Origin of the sequence: Flavobacterium sp. S87F.05.LMB.W.Kidney.N (assembly GCF_004366435.1) — a bacterium.
In the GTDB taxonomy this organism is placed as follows: Bacteria; Bacteroidota; Bacteroidia; order Flavobacteriales; family Flavobacteriaceae; genus Flavobacterium.
Genome location: NZ_SODX01000003.1, coordinates 382,748 through 403,452 on the forward strand (window position 1 = coordinate 382,748; position 20,705 = coordinate 403,452).

The 20,705-nt window shown below is 32.2% G+C and carries 20 protein-coding genes; 7 read left to right on the forward strand and 13 right to left on the reverse strand.

What is annotated here, in order from left to right; all coding sequences use genetic code 11:
- Positions 1 to 5: 5 nt before the first annotated feature.
- From EDB96_RS10910 to EDB96_RS10935, 6 genes are all read right to left on the reverse strand, one after another.
- Entirely contained in the window at positions 6 to 575 is a 570-nt protein-coding gene (locus tag EDB96_RS10910; protein WP_057118990.1) for a DUF4142 domain-containing protein, read from the reverse strand.
- A 325-nt stretch (positions 576 to 900) separates the two neighbouring features.
- Positions 901 to 2,685 (reverse strand): CHASE3 domain-containing protein, encoded by a 1,785-nt coding sequence (locus tag EDB96_RS10915; protein WP_134140757.1) that lies wholly within the window; start codon positions 2,683 to 2,685, stop codon positions 901 to 903.
- Positions 2,686 to 2,697: 12 nt separating this feature from the next.
- Entirely contained in the window at positions 2,698 to 3,147 is a 450-nt protein-coding gene (locus EDB96_RS10920) for a response regulator (RefSeq protein ID WP_057118985.1), read from the reverse strand.
- Positions 3,148 to 3,168: 21 nt separating this feature from the next.
- Positions 3,169 to 3,720, reverse strand: a complete 552-nt coding sequence (locus EDB96_RS10925; protein WP_057118982.1) for a helix-turn-helix domain-containing protein — start codon at positions 3,718 to 3,720, stop codon at positions 3,169 to 3,171.
- 157 nt (positions 3,721 to 3,877) lie between these two features.
- Positions 3,878 to 4,063: a CsbD family protein gene (locus EDB96_RS10930; RefSeq protein WP_057118980.1), complete on the reverse strand. Its 186-nt coding sequence runs from the start codon at positions 4,061 to 4,063 to the stop codon at positions 3,878 to 3,880.
- Positions 4,064 to 4,254: 191 nt separating this feature from the next.
- On the reverse strand, positions 4,255 to 4,728 hold the full coding sequence (locus tag EDB96_RS10935) for a Dps family protein (protein ID WP_057118978.1): 474 nt from the start codon (positions 4,726 to 4,728) through the stop codon (positions 4,255 to 4,257).
- A gap of 155 nt (positions 4,729 to 4,883) precedes the next feature.
- Here EDB96_RS10935 and pyrF point away from each other — a divergent pair, with 155 nt between their 5' ends.
- Both pyrF and EDB96_RS10945 read left to right on the forward strand, forming a co-directional pair.
- On the forward strand, positions 4,884 to 5,711 hold the full coding sequence (gene pyrF / locus EDB96_RS10940) for an orotidine-5'-phosphate decarboxylase (protein ID WP_134140758.1): 828 nt from the start codon (positions 4,884 to 4,886) through the stop codon (positions 5,709 to 5,711).
- 161 nt (positions 5,712 to 5,872) lie between these two features.
- Positions 5,873 to 6,673, forward strand: a complete 801-nt coding sequence (locus EDB96_RS10945; protein ID WP_134140759.1) for an ABC transporter substrate-binding protein — start codon at positions 5,873 to 5,875, stop codon at positions 6,671 to 6,673.
- Between the two features lie 664 nt (positions 6,674 to 7,337).
- On the opposite strand, the gene purU is transcribed toward EDB96_RS10945, so the two are convergent.
- The 6 genes from purU to EDB96_RS10975 all read right to left on the reverse strand — a co-directional run bounded on the left by purU (position 7,338) and on the right by EDB96_RS10975 (position 13,307).
- Positions 7,338 to 8,192 carry a formyltetrahydrofolate deformylase gene (gene purU, locus EDB96_RS10950; RefSeq protein WP_134140761.1) on the reverse strand — a complete coding sequence of 285 codons (855 nt, stop codon included), beginning with the start codon at positions 8,190 to 8,192 and terminating at the stop codon, positions 7,338 to 7,340.
- A 101-nt stretch (positions 8,193 to 8,293) separates the two neighbouring features.
- Complete coding sequence (locus EDB96_RS10955; protein WP_134140762.1) at positions 8,294 to 9,013, reverse strand: DUF4197 domain-containing protein; 720 nt, start codon at positions 9,011 to 9,013, stop codon at positions 8,294 to 8,296.
- A gap of 210 nt (positions 9,014 to 9,223) precedes the next feature.
- A complete protein-coding gene (locus EDB96_RS10960; protein ID WP_134140763.1) occupies positions 9,224 to 10,090 on the reverse strand; it encodes a hypothetical protein in 867 nt (288 codons plus the stop codon).
- Between the two features lie 272 nt (positions 10,091 to 10,362).
- A complete protein-coding gene (locus EDB96_RS10965) occupies positions 10,363 to 11,100 on the reverse strand; it encodes a membrane lipoprotein lipid attachment site-containing protein (protein WP_134140765.1) in 738 nt (245 codons plus the stop codon).
- Positions 11,101 to 11,212: 112 nt separating this feature from the next.
- The gene (locus EDB96_RS10970) at positions 11,213 to 11,554 is read right to left on the reverse strand and encodes a hypothetical protein (RefSeq protein WP_057118966.1); all 342 of its coding nucleotides are present in this window, start codon (positions 11,552 to 11,554) and stop codon (positions 11,213 to 11,215) included.
- A 193-nt stretch (positions 11,555 to 11,747) separates the two neighbouring features.
- A complete protein-coding gene (locus EDB96_RS10975) occupies positions 11,748 to 13,307 on the reverse strand; it encodes a murein L,D-transpeptidase (RefSeq protein ID WP_134140767.1) in 1,560 nt (519 codons plus the stop codon).
- A 292-nt stretch (positions 13,308 to 13,599) separates the two neighbouring features.
- On the opposite strand from EDB96_RS10975, the gene EDB96_RS10980 reads away from it, so the two are divergent.
- From EDB96_RS10980 to EDB96_RS10990, 3 genes are all read left to right on the forward strand, one after another.
- Complete coding sequence (locus EDB96_RS10980; protein WP_134140768.1) at positions 13,600 to 17,040, forward strand: methylmalonyl-CoA mutase family protein; 3,441 nt, start codon at positions 13,600 to 13,602, stop codon at positions 17,038 to 17,040.
- A 166-nt stretch (positions 17,041 to 17,206) separates the two neighbouring features.
- Positions 17,207 to 18,130 (forward strand): hypothetical protein, encoded by a 924-nt coding sequence (locus tag EDB96_RS10985; RefSeq protein WP_134140770.1) that lies wholly within the window; start codon positions 17,207 to 17,209, stop codon positions 18,128 to 18,130.
- A gap of 4 nt (positions 18,131 to 18,134) precedes the next feature.
- The gene (locus tag EDB96_RS10990; RefSeq protein WP_134140772.1) at positions 18,135 to 18,629 is read left to right on the forward strand and encodes a hypothetical protein; all 495 of its coding nucleotides are present in this window, start codon (positions 18,135 to 18,137) and stop codon (positions 18,627 to 18,629) included.
- A 419-nt stretch (positions 18,630 to 19,048) separates the two neighbouring features.
- Here EDB96_RS10990 and EDB96_RS10995 read toward each other — a convergent pair whose 3' ends face one another.
- On the reverse strand, positions 19,049 to 19,363 hold the full coding sequence (locus EDB96_RS10995) for a hypothetical protein (RefSeq protein WP_134140774.1): 315 nt from the start codon (positions 19,361 to 19,363) through the stop codon (positions 19,049 to 19,051).
- Positions 19,364 to 19,555: 192 nt separating this feature from the next.
- Between EDB96_RS10995 and EDB96_RS11000 the strand changes: the two genes are divergently transcribed.
- On the forward strand, positions 19,556 to 19,969 hold the full coding sequence (locus tag EDB96_RS11000) for a helix-turn-helix domain-containing protein (protein WP_134140777.1): 414 nt from the start codon (positions 19,556 to 19,558) through the stop codon (positions 19,967 to 19,969).
- Positions 19,970 to 20,040: 71 nt separating this feature from the next.
- Positions 20,041 to 20,655: a hypothetical protein gene (locus EDB96_RS11005; RefSeq protein WP_134140780.1), complete on the forward strand. Its 615-nt coding sequence runs from the start codon at positions 20,041 to 20,043 to the stop codon at positions 20,653 to 20,655.
- Positions 20,656 to 20,705: the final 50 nt, after the last annotated feature.

The window sequence follows — 20,705 nt, forward strand, 5'->3', positions numbered from 1 at the left end:
GGCTCTTATACGTTTTGTATTGTTATTCTTTCGGTTTCCCTTAAGAGTTTATATTGTTCAGGTAAATACCTTGATACTAATTCTAGAATTTCTTTATCTTTTGTTTCTCTAGATATAGTTTCAAATAACTTAATCTGGCCGCTTAAAGCATCTTTCATTGCGCTTAAATAAACATCGTTAAATTCACTGCCATTTGCATCTATGAGGTTGTACAGGTCTCTTTTGTGTGTGGCATTAATTTCAGTAATAACAATGAGCTTTAATGTTGCCATTTTTGTTATTTCGCCCAGGATTTGATTTTCATGAATTTCTATTCTCTTACTCAATTCCTGAACTATGGTGTCTGAACTTTTTTGTTGTGCAATTTGACTTTTAGAAATAATTGACTTACTAGCATTTGCCGTTGAAATAAAGAAATAAGCTTCTGTTTCTTCTCTTTCTGTTATTGCTAAAGCTTGGTTCTTAAAAGTGTTTTCTATCGGATTTATTTTTCTGCAAGACGTGATGCATAATAATAGTACCAGTAAGAAAAACACTTTAAAAATTGAAGCTTTTAAGGGGGATTTTGCTTTCATTATCACTTCTTAAAGTATTACATTACAAAGATGCTAACGAATGAAACATTTTACTTTACAGCATAAAAAAGAAACTTTATATAATTCCCATAGTAGAATTATTTTTATAGTTTAACCTTTAAAATTCAGGTGATTAGTTGGGTTTGCTAGAATGCAAAAAAAAAAGAAATCACAGAATTTTCTATGATTTCTTTTTTTATTTTACTTAAAACCGTTGATTTTTTTTCTTACAATTGTATAATTGCGCAGCCAGTTCTTGAGATTAGGTTTTGTAGCTATTAATTGCCCTATATAATTGTATAAGAAAACTGCAAATTTTATATTTTTAGTCTGGAAGAAAAACAGTAAAAACAGATCCTTCGCCTATAGTGCTGTCGGCAATAATATGTCCTTTATGGTTCTCTACAATTTTTTTACAGATGGCTAACCCGATTCCGGTTCCAGGATAATCTGTTTTAGAATGCAGACGCTGAAAAAGAATAAAAATCGTTTCTTTAAACTGCGGATCAAATCCCATTCCGTTATCTGTAAAAGATATTTTATGAAATTTCTTTACAGATTGTTCCAGTATTTCAGGATAATCAGATGAGCTTACTTTTTCGCTTGAAATAGAAATTACAGGTTCAACATTTGGTCGGCTGTACTTTAATGAGTTTCCAATTAAATTAATAAACAATTGTTCAATTTGATAAGGAATTACAGCCAGCTTAGGAAGTTTATTACTTTGAATAACTGCTTTCTTTTCTTCAATAATTTCAGCCAATTCAGATTCGGCATTATCCAGCAGTTCATTCAAATTCATTTTAATAAACTCCTTTTTGGTTGTATTCGTTCTCGAAAATAAAAGAAGATCGTCAATTAAAACGCGCATTCTTTTTGCTGAGCTTTCGATTTTATAAATATAATTTTTAGCACTTTCAGACATTATATCCTTATCAGCATCAGAAACTCTAGAAATAAAAGTTTGGATTTTTCGAAGCGGTTCCTGTAAGTCGTGACTTGCCACATGATTAAAAGAAGCCAGTTCTTTATTGCTTTTTTCTAATTCTTTATTTCGTTCTTGAAGTTCTATATTTAATAAATGTTCATCAGTAATATCGAAATTAATTCCAAGTAAAATTTTACTTCCTTGCTGGTCAGTTACAATTTTACCGGTTGTCTTGAAGTAGCGAACTTCATAATCTGATCGAACAATTTTATAATACACAAACGGAAGCTGTTTTTTGTCAACAACTCCATCCATATATTTAGCAAATGTTTCTTTGTCGTCTGGATGAACAAATTTTAAAAGTGTTGCTTTATTTGGTACAAAAGATTTTGGTTCGAAACCTAACAAACGATATTGATTGTCTGAATAATCAATTTTATCGGCATCTAAATCCCATTGCCAAGTACTGAAATTACCAATGCTTTCAGATTCTGCAATCAGTCCATTTGAGATAAGAAGTCTTTTGTTGAAAATCTTTAGGCGTTGAAAATCTCGGCTGATTTGTCGGTAAGCCAGTAAAATGAAACTCAATGCAGCTAAAAATAAGGAAATCGAAAAAAGAGGACTTAATGAAATTTCTGAATCGTAAATTTTAAGTCTTTTTTTTAGAAAAGTCTTTTCGATATCATTCATTTCATCTACTTTAAAACGAATGTTTTCCATCAAGATTCTTCCGCCAAACATATGATTGTCTAATTTTCTTTTATCATATGTTTTAGGATCGCTGTATTTTAAACAGTTTTCAAAAGAAATAAATCGCTGGGTAATGAGTTTAAAAAGTTTTTGAAGATTGCGCTGTTGCTGCGGATTATCGGCAGTTAGTTTTTTTAAAGTGATAAAAGAAGTATTCACTTTATCGCGCGAATAAATGTAAGGGGTTAAAAAACGGGCATTGCGAGTGATGATATACCCTCGCTGGCCCGTTTCTGCATCTTTAATAGCCGACATTAAACGCTCTAGCTGGATGTTAATTTCGTAAGTATGCATAACCAATTTACTTGATTCGTTCAAGTCTTGATTATGTTTGTAAGCAATTGAAGAAAGAAATAACAGGATGAAAACTGCGATTACAAAAATAACTCTCAAAGAGTTTGAAGAATTAAAATTTGGTATCCACTTCATTATAGTATGCTCTTATTTTAGTCGCAGCAAGAAATTATCACGGTTTAAACCTGAAGTATGATAATGCCAGTTTACGGTCACGACTTCATTAATTATTTTTTTAAGCGTATTGAAATCGCTCGGTTTTTTAATGTAAATATTTGCGCCTTGAATAAATGTATCTTCGATATCTTCTTCAGAAGAAGATGTTGAGTAAATAGCAATGATTATATCTTTTAGACGATCTGTTTTTTTGATTTCAATTAAACATTCTTTACCTGTTTTTTTCGGCATGTTCAAATCTAGAAACAAAATATCTGGAAGTTTATTGTCTGTGTTCATTAAATGATCCATCAGCTGCATTCCGTCATGAACGAAACTTACATTCGTTTGTATTTTGATTTCCTCAAAAGCATCTTTAAAAAAAAGACGGTCATCTTCATCATCATCAGCTAGTAAAATGTGTAATGCGTTTTTCTGCATTTGATCGTGGTATTTGGGTTTTTATTTTAAATTTTCTCTTCGTTTCTTAATAATTCTCTGAAAAGCAGATGGAGTAATTCCAGTTGTGTTTTTAAACTGCGTACTCAAGTGCGCAACACTGGAGTAATTTAGTAAAAAAGCTATTTCTGTCAAACTCATTTCGTTGATAATTATCAACTGTTTTGCTCTTTCGATTTTTTGTAAAATAATAAAGTTTTCAATAGAAGAGTATGTCACTTCTGAGAAAACATTTGATAAATAGCCGTAACTATGATTTAGCTTCTCTGCTAAAAACACAGAACTTTTATAATTATTACTGTCATCCATAAAAACAAGCTCGATAATCGCGTCTTTTATTTTTTGGACTAATACACTTTTTTGATTTTCAACTACTTCAAAACCGCACGGAGTTAATTTATTTTTTAAATTCTCTAGTGCTTCGGCATCAAGATTATCTTCAATCTCAATTTCTCCAAATCCCAGAGTTGTAAAATTAATATTATTTTGTTCCAGGTTTTGTTTTAAATAAAGAGAGCAAATCGTGTTAATGTCAAACTTTATAAATAGTTTCATTTTATGGAAATTTGGTTAAAGATACTTAATTTATTTGGTGTTTTTGCGTAAAAATAGCTTAGAATTACAAGTTGAATGCATTTTAAAATAAAATTTTCAAAAAAATACCGTCTAATATTTTTTACTAGACGGTATTTCCTGATTGAGTTGCAAGGATTTACAAATCAGACAGCATTTGATGGAATTCTTCTTTCGTTTTTCCTAATTTTTGCTGAAGTCTTCCGTACATTTCGTCTTCTTTTCCTTCAGCAAACATCAAATCGTCATCTGTTAATTCAGCATATTTTTGCTTTAATTTTCCTTTTAACTCATTCCAGTTTCCTTTTATCTCGGTAGTATTCATGGTGTCTTTTGTTTGAAATTATTAATAATGTAAAGTTGCAACTTCTAAAAGAGATTTGCGTTACATTAATTTTTAAGACTGTTGTATAATTTTCATCCCAATTTAATAATTTGAATAACTTAAATTTTAATTATAACTAGAATTAAAAATTAAAAATTAAAAATTAAAAAATTAGAATTAACAATTAACAATTAAACCTGATACCTCCTCAAGATCCAAGCCATTTTTTCGTGCTCTTGCAAAAGTCCCGTTACAAAATCTGCAGAACCTGCATCATTTGTTTCATTTTCAAAAACGGGAATATAATCTCTAAATTCTGTTACCAGCTGCTCATGGTTTTCTAATAGTTCAGATAACATATGTTTTTGAGAGGCATATTCTTTTGGTGATTCCTTTAAAGTAGAATTTTCAATAAACTCTTTCATAGTACCAATTGTTTTTTCTCCAAGCTGGCTGATGCGTTCTGCAACTTCATCAATGTTAGCTTCTAAAATTCGGTACTGATCTTCAAACAACTTATGTAATTCCATGAAGCTGTTTCCAGAAATGTTCCAGTGAAATTTTCTAGTTTTTACATACAGTGTCATTTCGTTTGATAAAATCGTGGCTAATATAGTGGCGCTTTTTTTTAAATTTTTAGGTGATATTCCGATATTTGGGCTCATACTTGTATGTATTAAAGGTTTCTTCCAAAGATACTTTTCCAGAACTTGTTTTTTCTTACACAATTTTTGCGAGATGTTACAGGAATTCAATGTCGTAGCTAATTTGGTAAACCAATTATATTATTTGTAATTTTGCCGCACTAGCAAAATACAATATGACTACACAACAACTACACGAACAAATTCTTCAGAAAAAATCATTTTTATGCGTTGGTTTAGATCCAGACCTAGCAAAATTACCGCAGCATTTATTAGAAACAGAAGATCCTATTTTTGAATTTAATAAAGCGATAATCGATGCTACACACGATTTAACTGTTGGTTATAAGCCAAATACAGCATTTTTTGAAGCATATGGAATAAAAGGATGGATGTCTTTGCAGAAAACAATTAATTACATCAACGAAAATTATCCTGAAATATTTACGATTGCCGATGCGAAACGCGGAGATATCGGGAATACTTCGAGTATGTATGCAAAAGCTTTTTTTGAAGATTTAAATTTTGATAGTGTAACCGTTGCGCCATATATGGGAAAAGATTCTGTTGAACCTTTTTTGGCTTTCGAAAACAAGCACACTATAATGTTAGCTTTAACATCAAATGAAGGTGCTTTCGATTTTCAGACTTTAACCACAAACGGAAAAGAATTGTACAAACAAGTTTTGGAAACTTCTAAAATGTGGAAAAACAGCGAAAACTTAATGTATGTTGTAGGCGCAACAAAAGCAGAATATTTTACAGAAATTAGAAAAATTGTTCCAGACAGCTTTTTACTAGTTCCTGGAATTGGCGCTCAAGGCGGAAGTTTGTCAGAAGTTTGCAAATACGGAATGAATGATAAAATTGGTCTTTTGGTAAATTCTGCAAGAGCAATTATTTACGCTTCAAACGGAACTGACTTTGCTGAAAAGGCTAGGGAAGAAGCTTTGAAAGTACAGCAGGAAATGGAAGGAATTATTAATACAAAGTTTCAGGTTTAAGGTTTCAAGTTTATTACTTTGAACATAATTTTATCGCAAAGTCGCAACGCTTTATTTACAAAGCTTTGCGAACTTTGCGTTTTTATACAAAACCTATTAAATGTAAAACCTTTGCGTTAAAACCACGATCCAATTAACTTCAAACAAATAAAACTTGAAACATGAAACAACTTAAAGACCAGCTGGGCACTTTACATTCTTTTGAATCAGATCCCAAGCGTATAATTTCTTTAGTTCCTTCTCAAACCGAATTATTATACGATCTAGGTTTAGAACATAAAATTATCGGAATTACGAAGTTTTGTGTACATCCGTTTCATTTTAAGTCGACTAAAAAGATTGTTGGTGGGACAAAGAAAATTCACTTCGAGAAAATAAAGCTTTTACAGCCTGATATTATCATTTGCAATAAAGAAGAAAACACAGAAGAAATTGTAAATCAGTTACAGGAAATTTGTCCGGTTTGGGTTACGAATATTATTACTATTGAAGATAACTTTCAAATGATTTCAGATTTCGGGCAATTATTTAATTGTAGAACCGAGGCCCAAAAATGGAATGATAAACTGACTTTTGCTTTAAGCGATTTCAAGAATTATATAAAAGACATCCCGTCTAAAAAAGCAGCTTATTTCATTTGGAAAAATCCATATATGGTTGCTGGAAACGATACTTATATAAATGAATTATTAAAACTGAATCATTTTACAAACATATACGAAGATAAAGGACGTTATCCAGAAATTGAATTAAAGAAGATGCGTTTAGAAGGAGATCCAGATATTGTTTTCCTTTCTTCAGAGCCGTATCCTTTTAAAGAAGAGGATGCTTTTGAAATTGGAAGATTTACGCATCACGCTAAAACTATTTTCGTCGACGGCGAAATGTTCTCTTGGCACGGAAGCCGATTATTTAAGGCTTTTGCTTATTTCAAATTACTACACGAAAGGTTGAAGAATTAGCTTTGCAGTTTTTTGATGGATCGTGATTTTAATGCAAAGAACGCAAAGATTCTTTTTATGCAAGGTTTATAGAAAACATAAAGTTTACAAAGGTTTGTATTATAGCTTTGCGAACTTTGCGAAAAAACCTTTGCGTTCTTTGCGGTAGAAATTATGCTCAAAGTATAAGTAACCTGTAACGAAAATCTATAAAAAAAGAATGCCGGCATCTCGAAGACGCCGGCATCATTTAACTAACCAAAACCAAAATAATAAATAACCAGTTTATTACATTACAAATGTCCGACATATATCAATCTTATGCTGTTAAGGTTTTGTTATTACTTTGTTGAGCATAAGTTAAGATTTATAAAATCATTGTTTTGAGCTTTCTGCAGCATAAAATAATTTTTAATTATTAAAATATAATAACTATCAAATTTGTTTATTAATTCAGTTGGTTTTGATTTAATATAATGATAAAATATTAGAAATCAGAAAAATACATTTAAAGTAAAATTAACAACTGCTTGTAAAAAGCTGTTTTTCAACCTGCCAAAATACATACAATGAGGTTTCTTGAGGTTGTTTTTAAAAGATGAAGAGTTATTAAAAACATAAAACCCGACAGCGTTATAAACTGTCGGGTTTTTATTTTGTTTTATTAAATCTCAGAATTTCATGCCTAAGAAAAAACTACTGTTTTATTGCTGTAAACCATTGTTTTTCTTTCTGCATGCAATTTAATTGCCCTTGCTAAAACAATTCTTTCTAGATCGCGTCCTTTCATGATAAAATCTTCTACCGAATGAATGTGAGAAACTCTCGCAATATCTTGTTCAATAATCGGACCTTCGTCTAGTTCTTCTGTAACATAGTGACTTGTTGCACCAATAATTTTTACACCGCGTTTAAATGCTGAATGATACGGTTTCGCTCCTGGAAAAGCAGGTAAAAACGAATGATGAATATTGATAATTTTATTTTCGTAAAGCGCAATCAATTTTGGAGTGACAATTTGCATGTAACGGGCCAAAACAATAAAATTGATTTCATATCTCTTTAATAGCTCAATTTGTCTTGCTTCACCTTCTTCTTTATTCTCTTTGGTAAAAGGCACATAGTGAAACGGAATATCAAAACGTTCGGCAATTGACCTTAAATCATTATGATTACTAATGATAAGCGGAATTTCGACATTTAGTTCTCCAGCACTGTAACGACCTAAAATATCAAATAAACAATGATCATATTTAGAAACAAACAAAGCCATTTTAGGTTTTTGCTCCTGGCTGTACAAATCCCAAGACATATTAAATTTGACAGCGAGAGTTTTATCAAAATCTTCTTTTAAACTTTCAATAGTAATTTGCGGATTGGTAAATTCACATTCCAATCGCATAAAAAATACATTTTGCTCTACATCAACATGCTGATCAATATAGGTAATATTTCCTTCTACTTTAGCAATAAAAGTAGTCACAGAGGCGATAATATTCTTTTGATCTCCACAATGAATGAGTATTGTTATTTTTTGCATTTTGGTATTTAATTTTGGTTAGTGACAAGTTGCAAAGGTCCAAAGTTGCAAAGGCTGCTTTGTATCTTTGTGCCTTTGAATCTTTGTAACTTCAGAAAAAATTATTTTCCGTCCTGCATTGCAAATACACTTTTTAATAAAGGAGTTGTTCTTGCACTTATATTATTACGGATTTCTTTTTCTTCTACAGCAATCATTTTAAAAACTCCAGATAAAGCTTGAGTTGTTGTATAGTCAGTCAAATCTGGATTTACTTTTTTAACTAATGGAATCGTGTTGTATTTGTTTATGATTTTTGTCCAAACAACATCAGCGCCTACTTTTTCGAAAGAACTTTTAATCACAGGATTAAATTTTCCATATAAAGCAGAAGTTGTACTTCCTTGCAAATAGCTTGTAGCAGCGCTGTCGTTTCCTAGTAAAATATTTTTAGCGTCTGTAAAAGACATATTTTTTACTGCCGAAACAAATATTGGCGTAGCTTCTTTCACTGCATCTTCTGCAGCACGGTTCAGCATTTTTATTCCTTCATCTGCAAGAGAGCTTAAACCTACTTTTCTTAGAGTAGCATCTACTTTTTGTAATTCTTGCGGCATTAAAATTTTTACAGCTTCATTTTTATAAAAGCCATCTACTGCAGTTAATTTACTTACTTGTAGGGTAATTCCTTTGTTTAAAGCTTCTTTTAGACCCGAAGCAATGTCTACACCACCAACTCCAGGAATCTGGGATGATATTTGAGGTAATTGATTTAAGGTCTGTTGTACCTGCGCACAAGACGTAAGAGAAAATGTAACGGCTAATAATAAAATCTTTTTCATTTGTTGGGGATTATTAAGTTTCAAAAATACTACTTATTCAAAAATAAAGCCATAAAAATATTCTGAGAGGGTAAACAATTTGTTTGATAAATAACACTTGCTTGATAATTTATTTTCAATATGGATTCATTCCTTCTTTTATTGACCTTAAATAAAAAAATCATCTCATAAAAATATAAGATGATTTTGAGTTTTTTGTTGCGCTATTTTTTAACGATTACTAAAAGCAATTTCTTCTAAAGCTTTTGGATTACTGATAGCTTTACTCACTTCTTGTTTTTTCATATCGTCATTATCTCCTGTTCCAGTACTTAAAGTAAGCTCTTTCGGGATTGCAGGTTTTTTATCAAAAATGGTAGAATAAAGTAAAACTGCCTGAAGAAATCCGCCATCGTTTAAAAGATGAAGTGTGTTTTCTCCAAAACGTAAATTATCTTTATTTGCAACTAAATATTTATAATCATTTTTTCCATTGTATGCATCATTAACAGCGTCACCAACTCTTAATAATCCTGCGTTTTTTGTAGCTTCTGTAATTGAAATAGCATTTTTGCGCATTTCATCATAATACTCTTTGTATTCAGATTCTGTAAAAGGTAATGGAGACATTCCTTCGTAAATATAAATGGCAACGTCAGGACTGTTTTTGCGAATTTTATCTACAATCATTTTAACATTAGCTGCGTATTTATCTGGTTCTGCAAGCGCAACAGGTGTTGACTCCTGAATGATTACATAATCGTAATAATTACCATCTTTATCTGTCTTAGCAAAATTCTCTTCAGCTTCAGTTTTATGATCGTCATAAATTTTGTCAATAGAAACTCCCATTGTAACTAATTGATCAATATTCATGGGTTGATTATTGGCTTTACAAATTTCATCAAATAAAATTGGAGCGCTTACAAAATATTCTGTGTGGCTGTTTCCTATAAATAATATTCGTGGAGAACCTTCGGCTTTTGGAGCTTTAGGATGTGTAATTTCTGAACTTGAATTCCCCGCTGAATTTGATTTGTTGTTGCAAGCAGAAAAAAGAATCGCAGCAACACCCAAAAATAAAATGTGTTTTTTCATTGTGAGTTTAATTAATTATGAGATTTAAAATGGCAGCAAATCTCTTTTTAATCAATCACAATTATCACCCTAATAAGTTTTTAAAATACTAGTTTAGGACAAACTTTTTTAGAGAAAATATCATCATATGAAAAGTTTTTCATCGATTACTAAAAGCAATTTCTTCTAAAGCTTTTGGATTACTGATGGCTTTATAGACTTCTTGTTTTCGCATATGATCAGTATCACTTGTTCCTGTACTAAGAATAAGTTTTTTAGGAATAATTGGTTTTTCATCGAAAATAGAAGTATATAATAAAAACGGCCTGCAAAAATCCGCCATCATTTAAAAAATGCAGTGTTTCTCTTCCGAAGCGAAGACGATCCTTATTGTCTTTTAGGTATTGGTAACCACTTTTACCATTGTAAGCATCTTTAACTGCGTCACCAATTCTCAATAAACCTGCATTTTTTAAAAATGCTGCCGCTCCCATCGCATTTTTACGTAGTTCGTTATAGTAATTGTTATAGTTGGAGTCTGTGTAAGGTACTGGAGACATTGCTTGGTATACATATATAGCAGCATCTGGACTGTTTGTATGTATTTTTTCAACAATAAATTTTAAATTATTTTTATACTTCTCAGGATCGTTTAATGCAATTGGTGTTGCTTCTTGAAGCACAACATAATCGTAGTAATTTCCATCTTTGTCTATATTAGAAAAATTTTGGTTGGCTTCCGTTTTATTGGTGTAGTAAACTTTGTCAAGAGGAACACCCATTGTCACTAACTGCTGTACATTAATATGCTGCTGATTGGCATTGCATAGTTCTTGAAATAATGTTGAAGTGCTGACAAAATATTCTAATTGGCTGTTGCCCATAAATAAAATTCGCGGAGGGCCAACAGCTTTAGGCGCTTTAGGTCTGGGAATATTATGGGCTCCAATAAAACTTTCAGGTGTTTTTGAATTATTGCAGCCAGAAATTAGCATTAATATTGCAGTAAATAGAAAAAAGTATTTTTTCACTGTGATTTAATTAAAAAAAATTTCGGCAAATCTCTTTTTAATTAAAACCACTTTTAGCCCTTATATGCTTTTAAAGTATCATTTTAAGACAATATTAAAGTGAGCGTATTTATTAAATAGTAAACTCAGGATTGTAAACTGGATTATTTTTATTCAATTCTGCCAGAATGATTTGGGTATAATCTTTTCCACCTTTAATTAAAAAATAGAAAGATTTAATGACATAAACTGGCCCCCACGGGAAAGCTCTCCAGCCTAAGGCTAAATTTTTAAAGAAATGTTTTAAGGCATATTTAAAAGTTTTTTCTTCTGGGCGAACAAAATAAATATTTGAGCCTTTAAATTTTTTCATCAGTTTTGAAATAGTATTAGGAAAAATCACAAATCTTCCGCCTTGCTGCACTAATACATTTATCTCAAACATTGTTAGACCTTCGATATTATTTGTTTTCATAATAATTAGTTTTAAGTATTATAAAATTAGTGGTATAATTACAGGGCAAAATTCGTGAAGTTTACAGAAGTGAATTGCCTCTAAAAGCTTTAATAGTAATAACTTAAGTTTTTTTTGGTTACTAAAAGGGACTAAAAAAGAGAGAAACTATCAAAAAATGATAACTTCTCTCTAAAATTTAATAGAATTTATATTATTGAGCTACAACAGCATTTTCGCCAGTTAACTCTTTGTCTTTTTCATAAACATCCTGGAAGAAACCAATTTCACCATTTTCATTTACTAATGAAGTAAAATAGGTAATGTAAATTGGTACTTTTTTAGTCAATTTAAAACTGTTTTCTGTTTTTCCAGCCATAGCCTTATCAATTTTTGCAGGTGTCCATTCTGGATAATCTTTAAGCATTGCAACAGCCAATTCTTTTGCCATTTTTACATTTATACAACCGTGGCTGAAAGTTCTTTTTTCAAAATCGAATAAAGTTTTAGATGGCGTATCGTGCATGTAAATATCGTCTTGGTTTGGAAACATAAATTTCACTAACCCTAAAGAGTTGTCTGGTCCTGGTTTTTGTCTCACCTGGCCATTTACCATTTCCATATTTTTTTCTGCAAGATAATTAGGATCTGCAGCGATTTTAGATTTCAGTTCGTTTTGTACAATACTTTGAGGAACTGTCCAATATGGGCTGAAAACGATTCTGTCAATTTCTCCATTAAAAATGGTTGTTTTTGTCAAAGGTGCTCCAACAAACACACTCGAAGTCAATTCTACTTTTCCGTTTTTCACATAAACCAATTCAAAAGAGGGAACATTTACTAAAACATACTCATCGCTGGCTGCAATTTGAGCCGAAATTGCTCGGCATCTTTCCATGTTTAATTTCAAAGTCTCCACTCTGTCAGACAGCGGAATATTCATTTCATTAATATGCTCTTCTGCAAGAATATAGTTAGGTTTAAATCCGTTACGAACTTTGTATTTCATCACAGCATCCATTAATTCACGATCGTACACGTTGCTTTTAGAATCACTTTTTAAATCTCCTAATAAATACAAACGGGTTCTAACTTGAGCGATAGTGCTCGAAACAGCATCTGGACGTAACTCTTTATAAGGTATTTCTTCTGGAACAATTGGTTTCCATTTATTTGATCGTTCTAATCTTTTGTATTTTTTTAGAACGTCTTGTAATTTATAATATTGGTCATATTCTACTTTAACGTCTTCTGTTGTTGTTGAAGCAGTAGCTTCTTCGATAGTACTGTAGTTTAAGAAATCTTTCAACATTGCGTCGTAAGACAATTTTTTCTTATCTGCATTACTTTTTTTAGCATACACTACATATAAAGAACTTAAAAGCATATCTGCATCTGTTTTAGATAGCTTTGTTTCAGATGATCGGTCAAAAAGTTGATCAATTTCTTTTTGGTAAGGAATAACTAAATCATTTGTTTTTTTTGCTTTTTCATACAAAACAGTTCCAAATTCGTTAATATCATCTTCGTCAAACCAAATAGTTCCTAGAGTTCTGTTTTTGTACAATGACATTACATCAGATTTGTATTTTTTCAAATCAGAATATCTTTTAAAGAAGTCATTGGAAACTTTATCGTTTACATCATCATTGTTGTAAACAACCAAAGCGTTTGATGTTTTTTTATCTGAAAGAGTGTTTTTTTCAATTCTATTAAAAGAAGATATAAAGAAACTCAAACCTAAAATTACGGCGAATGAATAATATGTTTTCATTTTTTAAATTTTTACGTTATTACTTTTTATGTTAAGTTGTTTGGTAAAAATTTGGGGCTTTTCTACAATGCTAAATTACTCTAGAACATCTTGTAACATGTTTCCTGATTTTGTTTAAATGTTGCGAAATTGCCATGTCTTTAAGCTTTCTTTAACTATATCAATTAGTTACGTAAAATGTTACCCTTTTGGATTGCGAAATCGATTTATTTTTGTTAAGATAAGCTTATAGTAGGGATCGAATATTAAAATATTTTGTAAATTGCCCTCATAAAATTATCATATTCATAAAATGGAACAACAAATACCATATATTCCTAAAAATAAAGTAAGAATTGTCACTGCTGCTTCACTTTTCGACGGACATGATGCCGCCATAAACATTATGCGTCGTATTATTCAGTCAACAGGAGTTGAAGTAATTCACCTAGGCCACGACAGAAGCGTTGAAGAAGTGGTAAATACCGCCATTCAGGAAGATGCCAATGCTATTGCTATGACATCTTACCAAGGCGGGCACAATGAATACTTTAAATATATGTATGATCTGCTTCATGAAAAAGGAGCGGGGCATATCAAAATATTCGGCGGCGGCGGCGGTGTAATTCTGCCAAGCGAAATTGCCGAATTGCATGAATATGGTATTACCAGAATTTATTCTCCAGACGACGGACGTTCTTTAGGTTTGCAGGGAATGATTAATGACTTGGTTGAACGTTCTGATTTTCCTATAGGAGATCAATTGAATGGGGAAGTAGATCACATCGAAAATAAAGTTCCTACAGCCATCGCACGTTTGATTTCTGCTGCAGAAAATTTCCCAGAAATTGCAAAACCTGTTTTTGATAAAATTCACGAAAGCAATGCGAGTTCTAAAATTCCAGTTTTAGGAATCACAGGAACTGGTGGAGCAGGAAAATCATCTTTGGTTGATGAACTGGTTCGCCGTTTTTTAATTGATTTTCCAGAAAAAACAATCGGATTAATTTCTGTCGACCCTTCTAAGAGAAAAACAGGAGGAGCACTTTTAGGAGACAGAATCCGTATGAATGCTATAAATAATCCTCGTGTTTATATGCGTTCGCTGGCAACTCGCCAGTCGAATTTGGCTTTGTCTAAATATGTAGCCGAGGCGATTCAGGTTTTAAAAGCCGCAAAATACGATTTGATTATTTTGGAAACTTCGGGTATTGGTCAGTCTGATACTGAAATTATGGATCATTCTGATGTATCCTTATATGTAATGACACCAGAATTTGGAGCGGCAACTCAATTGGAAAAGATCGACATGCTTGATTTTGCCGATTTAGTGGCTTTAAACAAATTTGATAAACGCGGCGCGCTTGATGCTTTGCGCGATGTAAAAAAACAATATCAGAGAAATCATAATCTTTGGGATAAAAATCCTGATGAAATGCCAGTTTTCGGAACGATTGCTTCTCAGTTTAACGATCCTGGAATGAATACGCTTTACAAAGCGATTATGGATAAAGTGGTAGAGAAAACCGATTCTGATTTGAAATCGACTTTTGAAATTACCAAAGAAATGAGCGAGAAGATCTTCGTGATTCCGCCGGGAAGAACACGTTATTTATCGGAAATTGCAGAGAATAACAGGAGTTATGATGAAATCGCACTTTCACAGCAAAAAGTAGCCCAGAAATTATACGGAATTTTTAAAACCATCGAATCGGTTTCTGGTAAAGTGCCGCAAATTACTAAAGCTGGAATCGACGATTCGACTGTTTTAACTGCAGGCTTTCAAGAACACGACGAAAACCGAATCTTTTTAAATCTTTTACTGAATCAGTTTGATAAAGTAAAAATGGACTTAGATCCTTACAATTGGGAAATTATCCTGAATTGGGACGAAAAAGTAGCGAAATATAAAAATCCAGTTTATAGTTTTAAAGTTCGTGATAAAGAAATCAAGATTGCCACGCATTCTGAAAGTTTATCGCATTTACAGATTCCGAAAATTGCGTTGCCTAAATATGAAGGCTGGGGCGATATTCTGCGTTGGAATTTACAGGAAAATGTTCCTGGCGAATTTCCGTTTGCTTCGGGATTGTATCCGTTTAAGCGTGAAGGCGAAGATCCGTCGAGAATGTTTGCAGGAGAGGGCGGACCAGAAAGAACCAATAAACGTTTTCATTATGTCAGTGCTGGAATGCCTGCAAAACGACTTTCGACTGCTTTTGACAGCGTAACCTTATACGGAAACGATCCAGATTTGCGTCCAGATATTTATGGCAAAATTGGAAATGCAGGAGTTTCAATCTGCTGTTTGGATGATGCCAAAAAACTATATTCAGGTTTCGATTTGGTTCACGCTTTGACTTCTGTAAGTATGACCATCAACGGACCAGCGCCAATGCTGTTAGGTTTCTTTATGAACGCTGCAATCGATCAGCAATGCGAATTGTACATCAAAGCCAACGAATTAGAAAAAGAAGTTGAGGCAAAAATCAACAAAATATATAAGGACAAGGGAATCGAAAGACCAAAATACCAAGGCGATTTACCGGAAGGAAACAACGGTTTAGGATTAATGCTTTTAGGCGTTACGGGAGATCAGGTTTTACCTTTGGAAGTTTATAATGAAATAAAAGCCAAAACTTTATCGCAAGTTCGCGGAACAGTTCAAGCCGATATTTTAAAAGAAGATCAGGCGCAAAATACCTGTATTTTCTCAACCGAATTTGCGTTGCGATTAATGGGCGACGTCCAAGAATATTTTATTACCAAAAACGTTCGTAATTTCTATTCGGTTTCGATTTCAGGATATCATATTGCAGAGGCGGGAGCAAACCCGATTACGCAATTGGCATTTACGCTTTCAAATGGTTTCACTTACGTGGAATATTATTTGAGCCGTGGCATGAACATCAATGATTTTGGACCAAATTTATCATTCTTCTTCTCCAACGGAGTAGATCCAGAATATTCAGTAATTGGTCGTGTGGCGCGTAAAATTTGGGCAAAAGCCATGAAAAACAAATACGGAGCCAACGAAAGAGCACAAATGCTGAAATATCATATTCAAACTTCTGGACGTTCATTACACGCGCAGGAAATTGATTTCAACGATATTAGAACCACTTTACAGGCTTTATACGCCATTTATGACAACTGTAATTCATTGCACACCAATGCATACGACGAAGCGATTACAACGCCAACAGAAGAATCTGTACGTCGTGCCATGGCAATTCAGCTGATTATTAATAAAGAATTAGGTTTAGCGAAAAACGAAAACCCAATTCAAGGTTCGTTCATCATCGAGGAATTAACCGATTTAGTAGAAGCAGCAGTTTTACAAGAATTCGACAGAATTACAGAAAGAGGAGGAGTTCTAGGAGCAATGGAAACGATGTACCAAAGATCTAAAATCCAGGAAGAAAGTTTGTATTACGAAACCTTAAAACACAACGGAGATTTCCCAATTGTGGGTGTAAATACTTTCTTGAGTTCAAAAGGTTCGCCAACAGTAATTCCGGCAGAAGTTATTCGCGCAACCGAAGAAGAAAAACAGTACCAGATTACCATGCTGGATAATCTGCATCAATTCCACGAAGCAAAAGTAAACGAGCATTTAAATACGCTACAGCAAGCCGCTATTAAAAACGAAAACTTATTCGACCATTTAATGGAAGCTACAAAGATTTGTTCTTTAGGTCAGATTACTTCAGCATTGTTTGAAGTGGGTGGGCAGTATAGAAGGAATATGTAATTTTTTTATTTTTTAATGATATGGAAAACCTCTCAAGATTTTTTGGGAGGTTTTTTTGTTTGAAAAAAAATTGATTACCAGAAATTTTGGCTCTTTACGGTTTTCCTCAATTTTAAAGGAATTAGTTTATATATATTAGCGTTTGTACAAAGAATATAGTTGAAATATGAAATACGATTTATTACATACAGAAATATATCAAACTCCATGTCCAGAGTGTAAAGCTATTTCATTTCCGATTACACATGAAAATTTAGCAAACTATTTTCATGGAATAAAAATGAAATGTCCCAAATGTGATACAAATCTTGATTGGTGGACTTTATTATTAAGGCATTTTGAATGGGAAGTTCCTTCATATACCTATGCAATAGTTGGCGGTTTTACTACGAGTTTAAGAATCTTTATGAAACCAAATGAAATATTTAGCTTAGATTTAGGACAGATTGGTATTCCTGAAAAATCAAAAATTTTACAAACTAGTTATACTCCAAATGGAATTGGTCTGTTTCCTGTTGAGTTACATGGAAATACACCGCCTAGGCATTATATTCCAAATGTCATTAATTTATATGGTCGTCCATTTGGTGAGGTAATCGAAGAAATTTCGGTTAATGAAGAAATTCCAGTCGCAGTACAGATTAACTGGGCAGAAAAATCAGATACAAGTCAAATTTGGGAAAATCTTATTAATGCAGTCGAATCTTTTACATTAAAGGATTACAATAGTTGTGTAATTCCATCAAATGTCTCTGTTGAGTCTACATTAAACAATATTATGGCAAAATACTTTTCAGCATTTGCCTCTAAAGATAAAGTTGAAGATTTTTTAAGCAGCGGTGCTACTTACAGTTATCAATTAAATATTTTACTGCCTTTAATAGCTCATTATAATGGTTTTCCTAAAATTCCAGATTTTATTAGAGGTAATTTAAATAAGTTAAGAAGCCATAGAAATTCTTTGGCTCATACAGGTAAGACGAAAAAGCAAATTGACAAGAAGACTGCTTCTGAATTAGTATGTTCAGCTGCATTTGGCTTATCATATCTAAATCTGCTTGAAGAAAAAATGAGAAAAAATGAGATTTAAAAAAATGAAAAAATATACAGACATAATTTTTATTAATGTAATTGCTGTTGTTGTAGCGATGTTAATTTATTATCTCCTTAAAGAAAAGCCAGAAATTCCTATTGCAATAATAGCAACTGGAATTTCGATATCTTTTGGAATTAGACAAAGTATGATTGAAAATGATAAAATATTTAAAGAGTTATTTATATCATTTAATCAAAAGTATGACGAAAAGTTTAATAATTTATTGAATGAAATTGTTGCTAAAAATATAGAAAACAACAAATATCAATTAACATTGATTGAAGTTAAATTAATTAGGGATTATTTGAATTTTTGTGCTGAGGAATATCTTTGGTATTCAAAAGGAAGAATTGATGAATCAGTTTGGTTATCTTGGGAAAATGGAATGAAATACTATTTAAGTAATTCATCTATTTTACCATTTGTTATTAAGGAAAAAAAACAAAAAGATTCTTATTATGGATTATTTGAAAAATTAAAATTTATATTATAGAATTAAGCTTCTTTGCAGAACAATCGTAGCTGTAGAAAGTTTTAAATTAAGTAAGTATGAGTTATCAAGACTACATTTATCAAATACTAGGATTTGTCAGTATTTTTTCTTTACTATTTGCATTATCAATATGTTTTTTATTTGTTATAGGTACAAGTAAATAAAGTAGCCCCGATGGCGTGAGCGTCTCGCCATTGAATACAAAGAAATGTACGAGCGAGACTCTCGCACCAGCAACACAACAAAATTCCATAAAGTTTGTCATTTCGACGGAGGAGAAATCTTCGTCCGCTGAGCACGCACTGTTGCGGAGCTACTCGCGAAGATTTCTCCTCCGTCGAAATGACAAGATTGTGTAAAAACTTTGCGACTTAACGTCTTTGCGAGATTTTTTAACATTAGAACTCTGCAAACAGAAATCAACCAACAACCTCCCCAACATACCCCAAAAACTCCATTTCATTCATAGGAAACAAATGCAAAACAGTTTCCAAAATAAGACTCACATTAATAGCAGAACTTTTATCTGCTTTAGAAAAATTGTGCATGTCATTATCAAGCGCAAGAATGCATAATTTTAGTAAATCAGTAATAAGACAGCCGAGTTCTAAATAATTGACAACTTTAAATTGTGCGGTATAAGAATTGGCTTCATTGGTTGGTTTTAGCGTTGTAAAATACTGAGCGGTTAATTTTTGTAGCTTTTGTAAAGTTTCAGTTGCATTGGTTTCCATAAGGCGTATATTTTTAATTGGTTTACAATTTGACTTTTATAAATTTTGTATAAGAAAAATTGTACTTTTGTTTGATTCGGCGAAGGAAGAAATAGATTTTGCTGTACGAAATCATTTTTTGCTGTATCGCACGGGGTAAAATCTGTTTTTTACATTTTACCAATTTTGACACTTTATTATTATCTTTGAATTATGAGCACACTAACAAAACCAAATCATATAGGGCGAAAAATAAGCCGTATTCGTGAACTGCGAGATATGAAACAAGAAGCTTTGGCGCAGGCGTTAGGAACAAACCAGCAAGCAATTTCGGCTATGGAAAACAGCGAAACGATAGAAGAAGAAAAACTTGTTGAGGTTGCAAAAGCACTTGGTGTAACGGTTGAAGCCATTAAGAATTTTTCAGACGAAGCTGCAATTAATTATTTTAATAGTTTTAATGACGCTGTTCATAATAGTCACTTTGGGAATAATAATAATTGCACTTTCAATCCATTAGATAAATTAATGGAAACTGTAGAAGAGAATAAAAAGCTTTATGAACGTTTGCTGAAAGCGGAACAAGATAAAATCGAATATTTAGAGAAATTGCTAAAAGAGAAATAGTAATTGTGAAAAATAAAAAAGCATTCGCCAACACGAATGCTTTTCTCATTTAAAAAAAAACTATCTGATTTTTGAAAGTAGTATTAGAAAATAAAGGCATTAAAACAGACACTTATTATATACCGCCTTTTACTTTGTATGAAGGCGAGATAGTGGTTTTGTATTTGTACAACGGAAAGCATTTATATGATGCCGAGATTTTTCTCAGAGATATTTTTTGCGGTAAAACCAAACATGAAAGTGTGATTCTTTACAGAAAAATGACCTTTGTTGAGTATTTTAAAAGATCGTACTTCAGAGATACTTTTTTCCCTTTAACAGTTAAAAGGTATCTTAAACGGAATGCAAATCTTAAGAGTCCATTATCTCAAAAAATATTTGAAGATAAGTGGAAATGGATAACGCCAGAAACAAGATTGGAGAAAATTCCAGGAACGCCTAAAAAGCTTTTAACCTTATATGCGACTCTTTCTAAAAGCAATAATATAGTATTCGATTTGGGTGCGCTGGATGATGAAGGCTATGAATATTCCTTTAAAATTGTTGAAGGAATTGTAAAAGATGGAGGTTCAGCAATTTTATTGCATTGTTTTGATAATATGCAAGAATATGCATCTAAAATTGTAACCTTAGAATGGAACGCAGGGCATCCTCCGCCGGGAAATGAATTTCATTTCAATTTTTAAATAAAAAAAGCACCAGCCAATGACTGATGCTTTTAACTTTTTGGGCAAAA

Excerpts from the sequence above, each read along its gene's own strand:
- EDB96_RS10910 (WP_057118990.1), bottom strand. The coding sequence starts at position 575 with ATGAAAGCAAAATCCCCCTTAAAAGCTTCAATTTTTAAAGTGTTTTTC.
- EDB96_RS10915 (WP_134140757.1), bottom strand. The coding sequence starts at position 2,685 with ATGAAGTGGATACCAAATTTTAATTCTTCAAACTCTTTGAGAGTTATT.
- EDB96_RS10920 (WP_057118985.1), bottom strand. The coding sequence starts at position 3,147 with ATGCAGAAAAACGCATTACACATTTTACTAGCTGATGATGATGAAGAT.
- EDB96_RS10925 (WP_057118982.1), bottom strand. The coding sequence starts at position 3,720 with ATGAAACTATTTATAAAGTTTGACATTAACACGATTTGCTCTCTTTAT.
- EDB96_RS10930 (WP_057118980.1), bottom strand. The coding sequence starts at position 4,063 with ATGAATACTACCGAGATAAAAGGAAACTGGAATGAGTTAAAAGGAAAA.
- EDB96_RS10935 (WP_057118978.1), bottom strand. The coding sequence starts at position 4,728 with ATGAGCCCAAATATCGGAATATCACCTAAAAATTTAAAAAAAAGCGCC.
- pyrF (WP_134140758.1), top strand. The coding sequence starts at position 4,884 with ATGACTACACAACAACTACACGAACAAATTCTTCAGAAAAAATCATTT.
- EDB96_RS10945 (WP_134140759.1), top strand. The coding sequence starts at position 5,873 with ATGAAACAACTTAAAGACCAGCTGGGCACTTTACATTCTTTTGAATCA.
- purU (WP_134140761.1), bottom strand. The coding sequence starts at position 8,192 with ATGCAAAAAATAACAATACTCATTCATTGTGGAGATCAAAAGAATATT.
- EDB96_RS10955 (WP_134140762.1), bottom strand. The coding sequence starts at position 9,013 with ATGAAAAAGATTTTATTATTAGCCGTTACATTTTCTCTTACGTCTTGT.
- EDB96_RS10960 (WP_134140763.1), bottom strand. The coding sequence starts at position 10,090 with ATGAAAAAACACATTTTATTTTTGGGTGTTGCTGCGATTCTTTTTTCT.
- EDB96_RS10970 (WP_057118966.1), bottom strand. The coding sequence starts at position 11,554 with ATGAAAACAAATAATATCGAAGGTCTAACAATGTTTGAGATAAATGTA.
- EDB96_RS10975 (WP_134140767.1), bottom strand. The coding sequence starts at position 13,307 with ATGAAAACATATTATTCATTCGCCGTAATTTTAGGTTTGAGTTTCTTT.
- EDB96_RS10980 (WP_134140768.1), top strand. The coding sequence starts at position 13,600 with ATGGAACAACAAATACCATATATTCCTAAAAATAAAGTAAGAATTGTC.
- EDB96_RS10985 (WP_134140770.1), top strand. The coding sequence starts at position 17,207 with ATGAAATACGATTTATTACATACAGAAATATATCAAACTCCATGTCCA.
- EDB96_RS10990 (WP_134140772.1), top strand. The coding sequence starts at position 18,135 with ATGAAAAAATATACAGACATAATTTTTATTAATGTAATTGCTGTTGTT.
- EDB96_RS10995 (WP_134140774.1), bottom strand. The coding sequence starts at position 19,363 with ATGGAAACCAATGCAACTGAAACTTTACAAAAGCTACAAAAATTAACC.
- EDB96_RS11000 (WP_134140777.1), top strand. The coding sequence starts at position 19,556 with ATGAGCACACTAACAAAACCAAATCATATAGGGCGAAAAATAAGCCGT.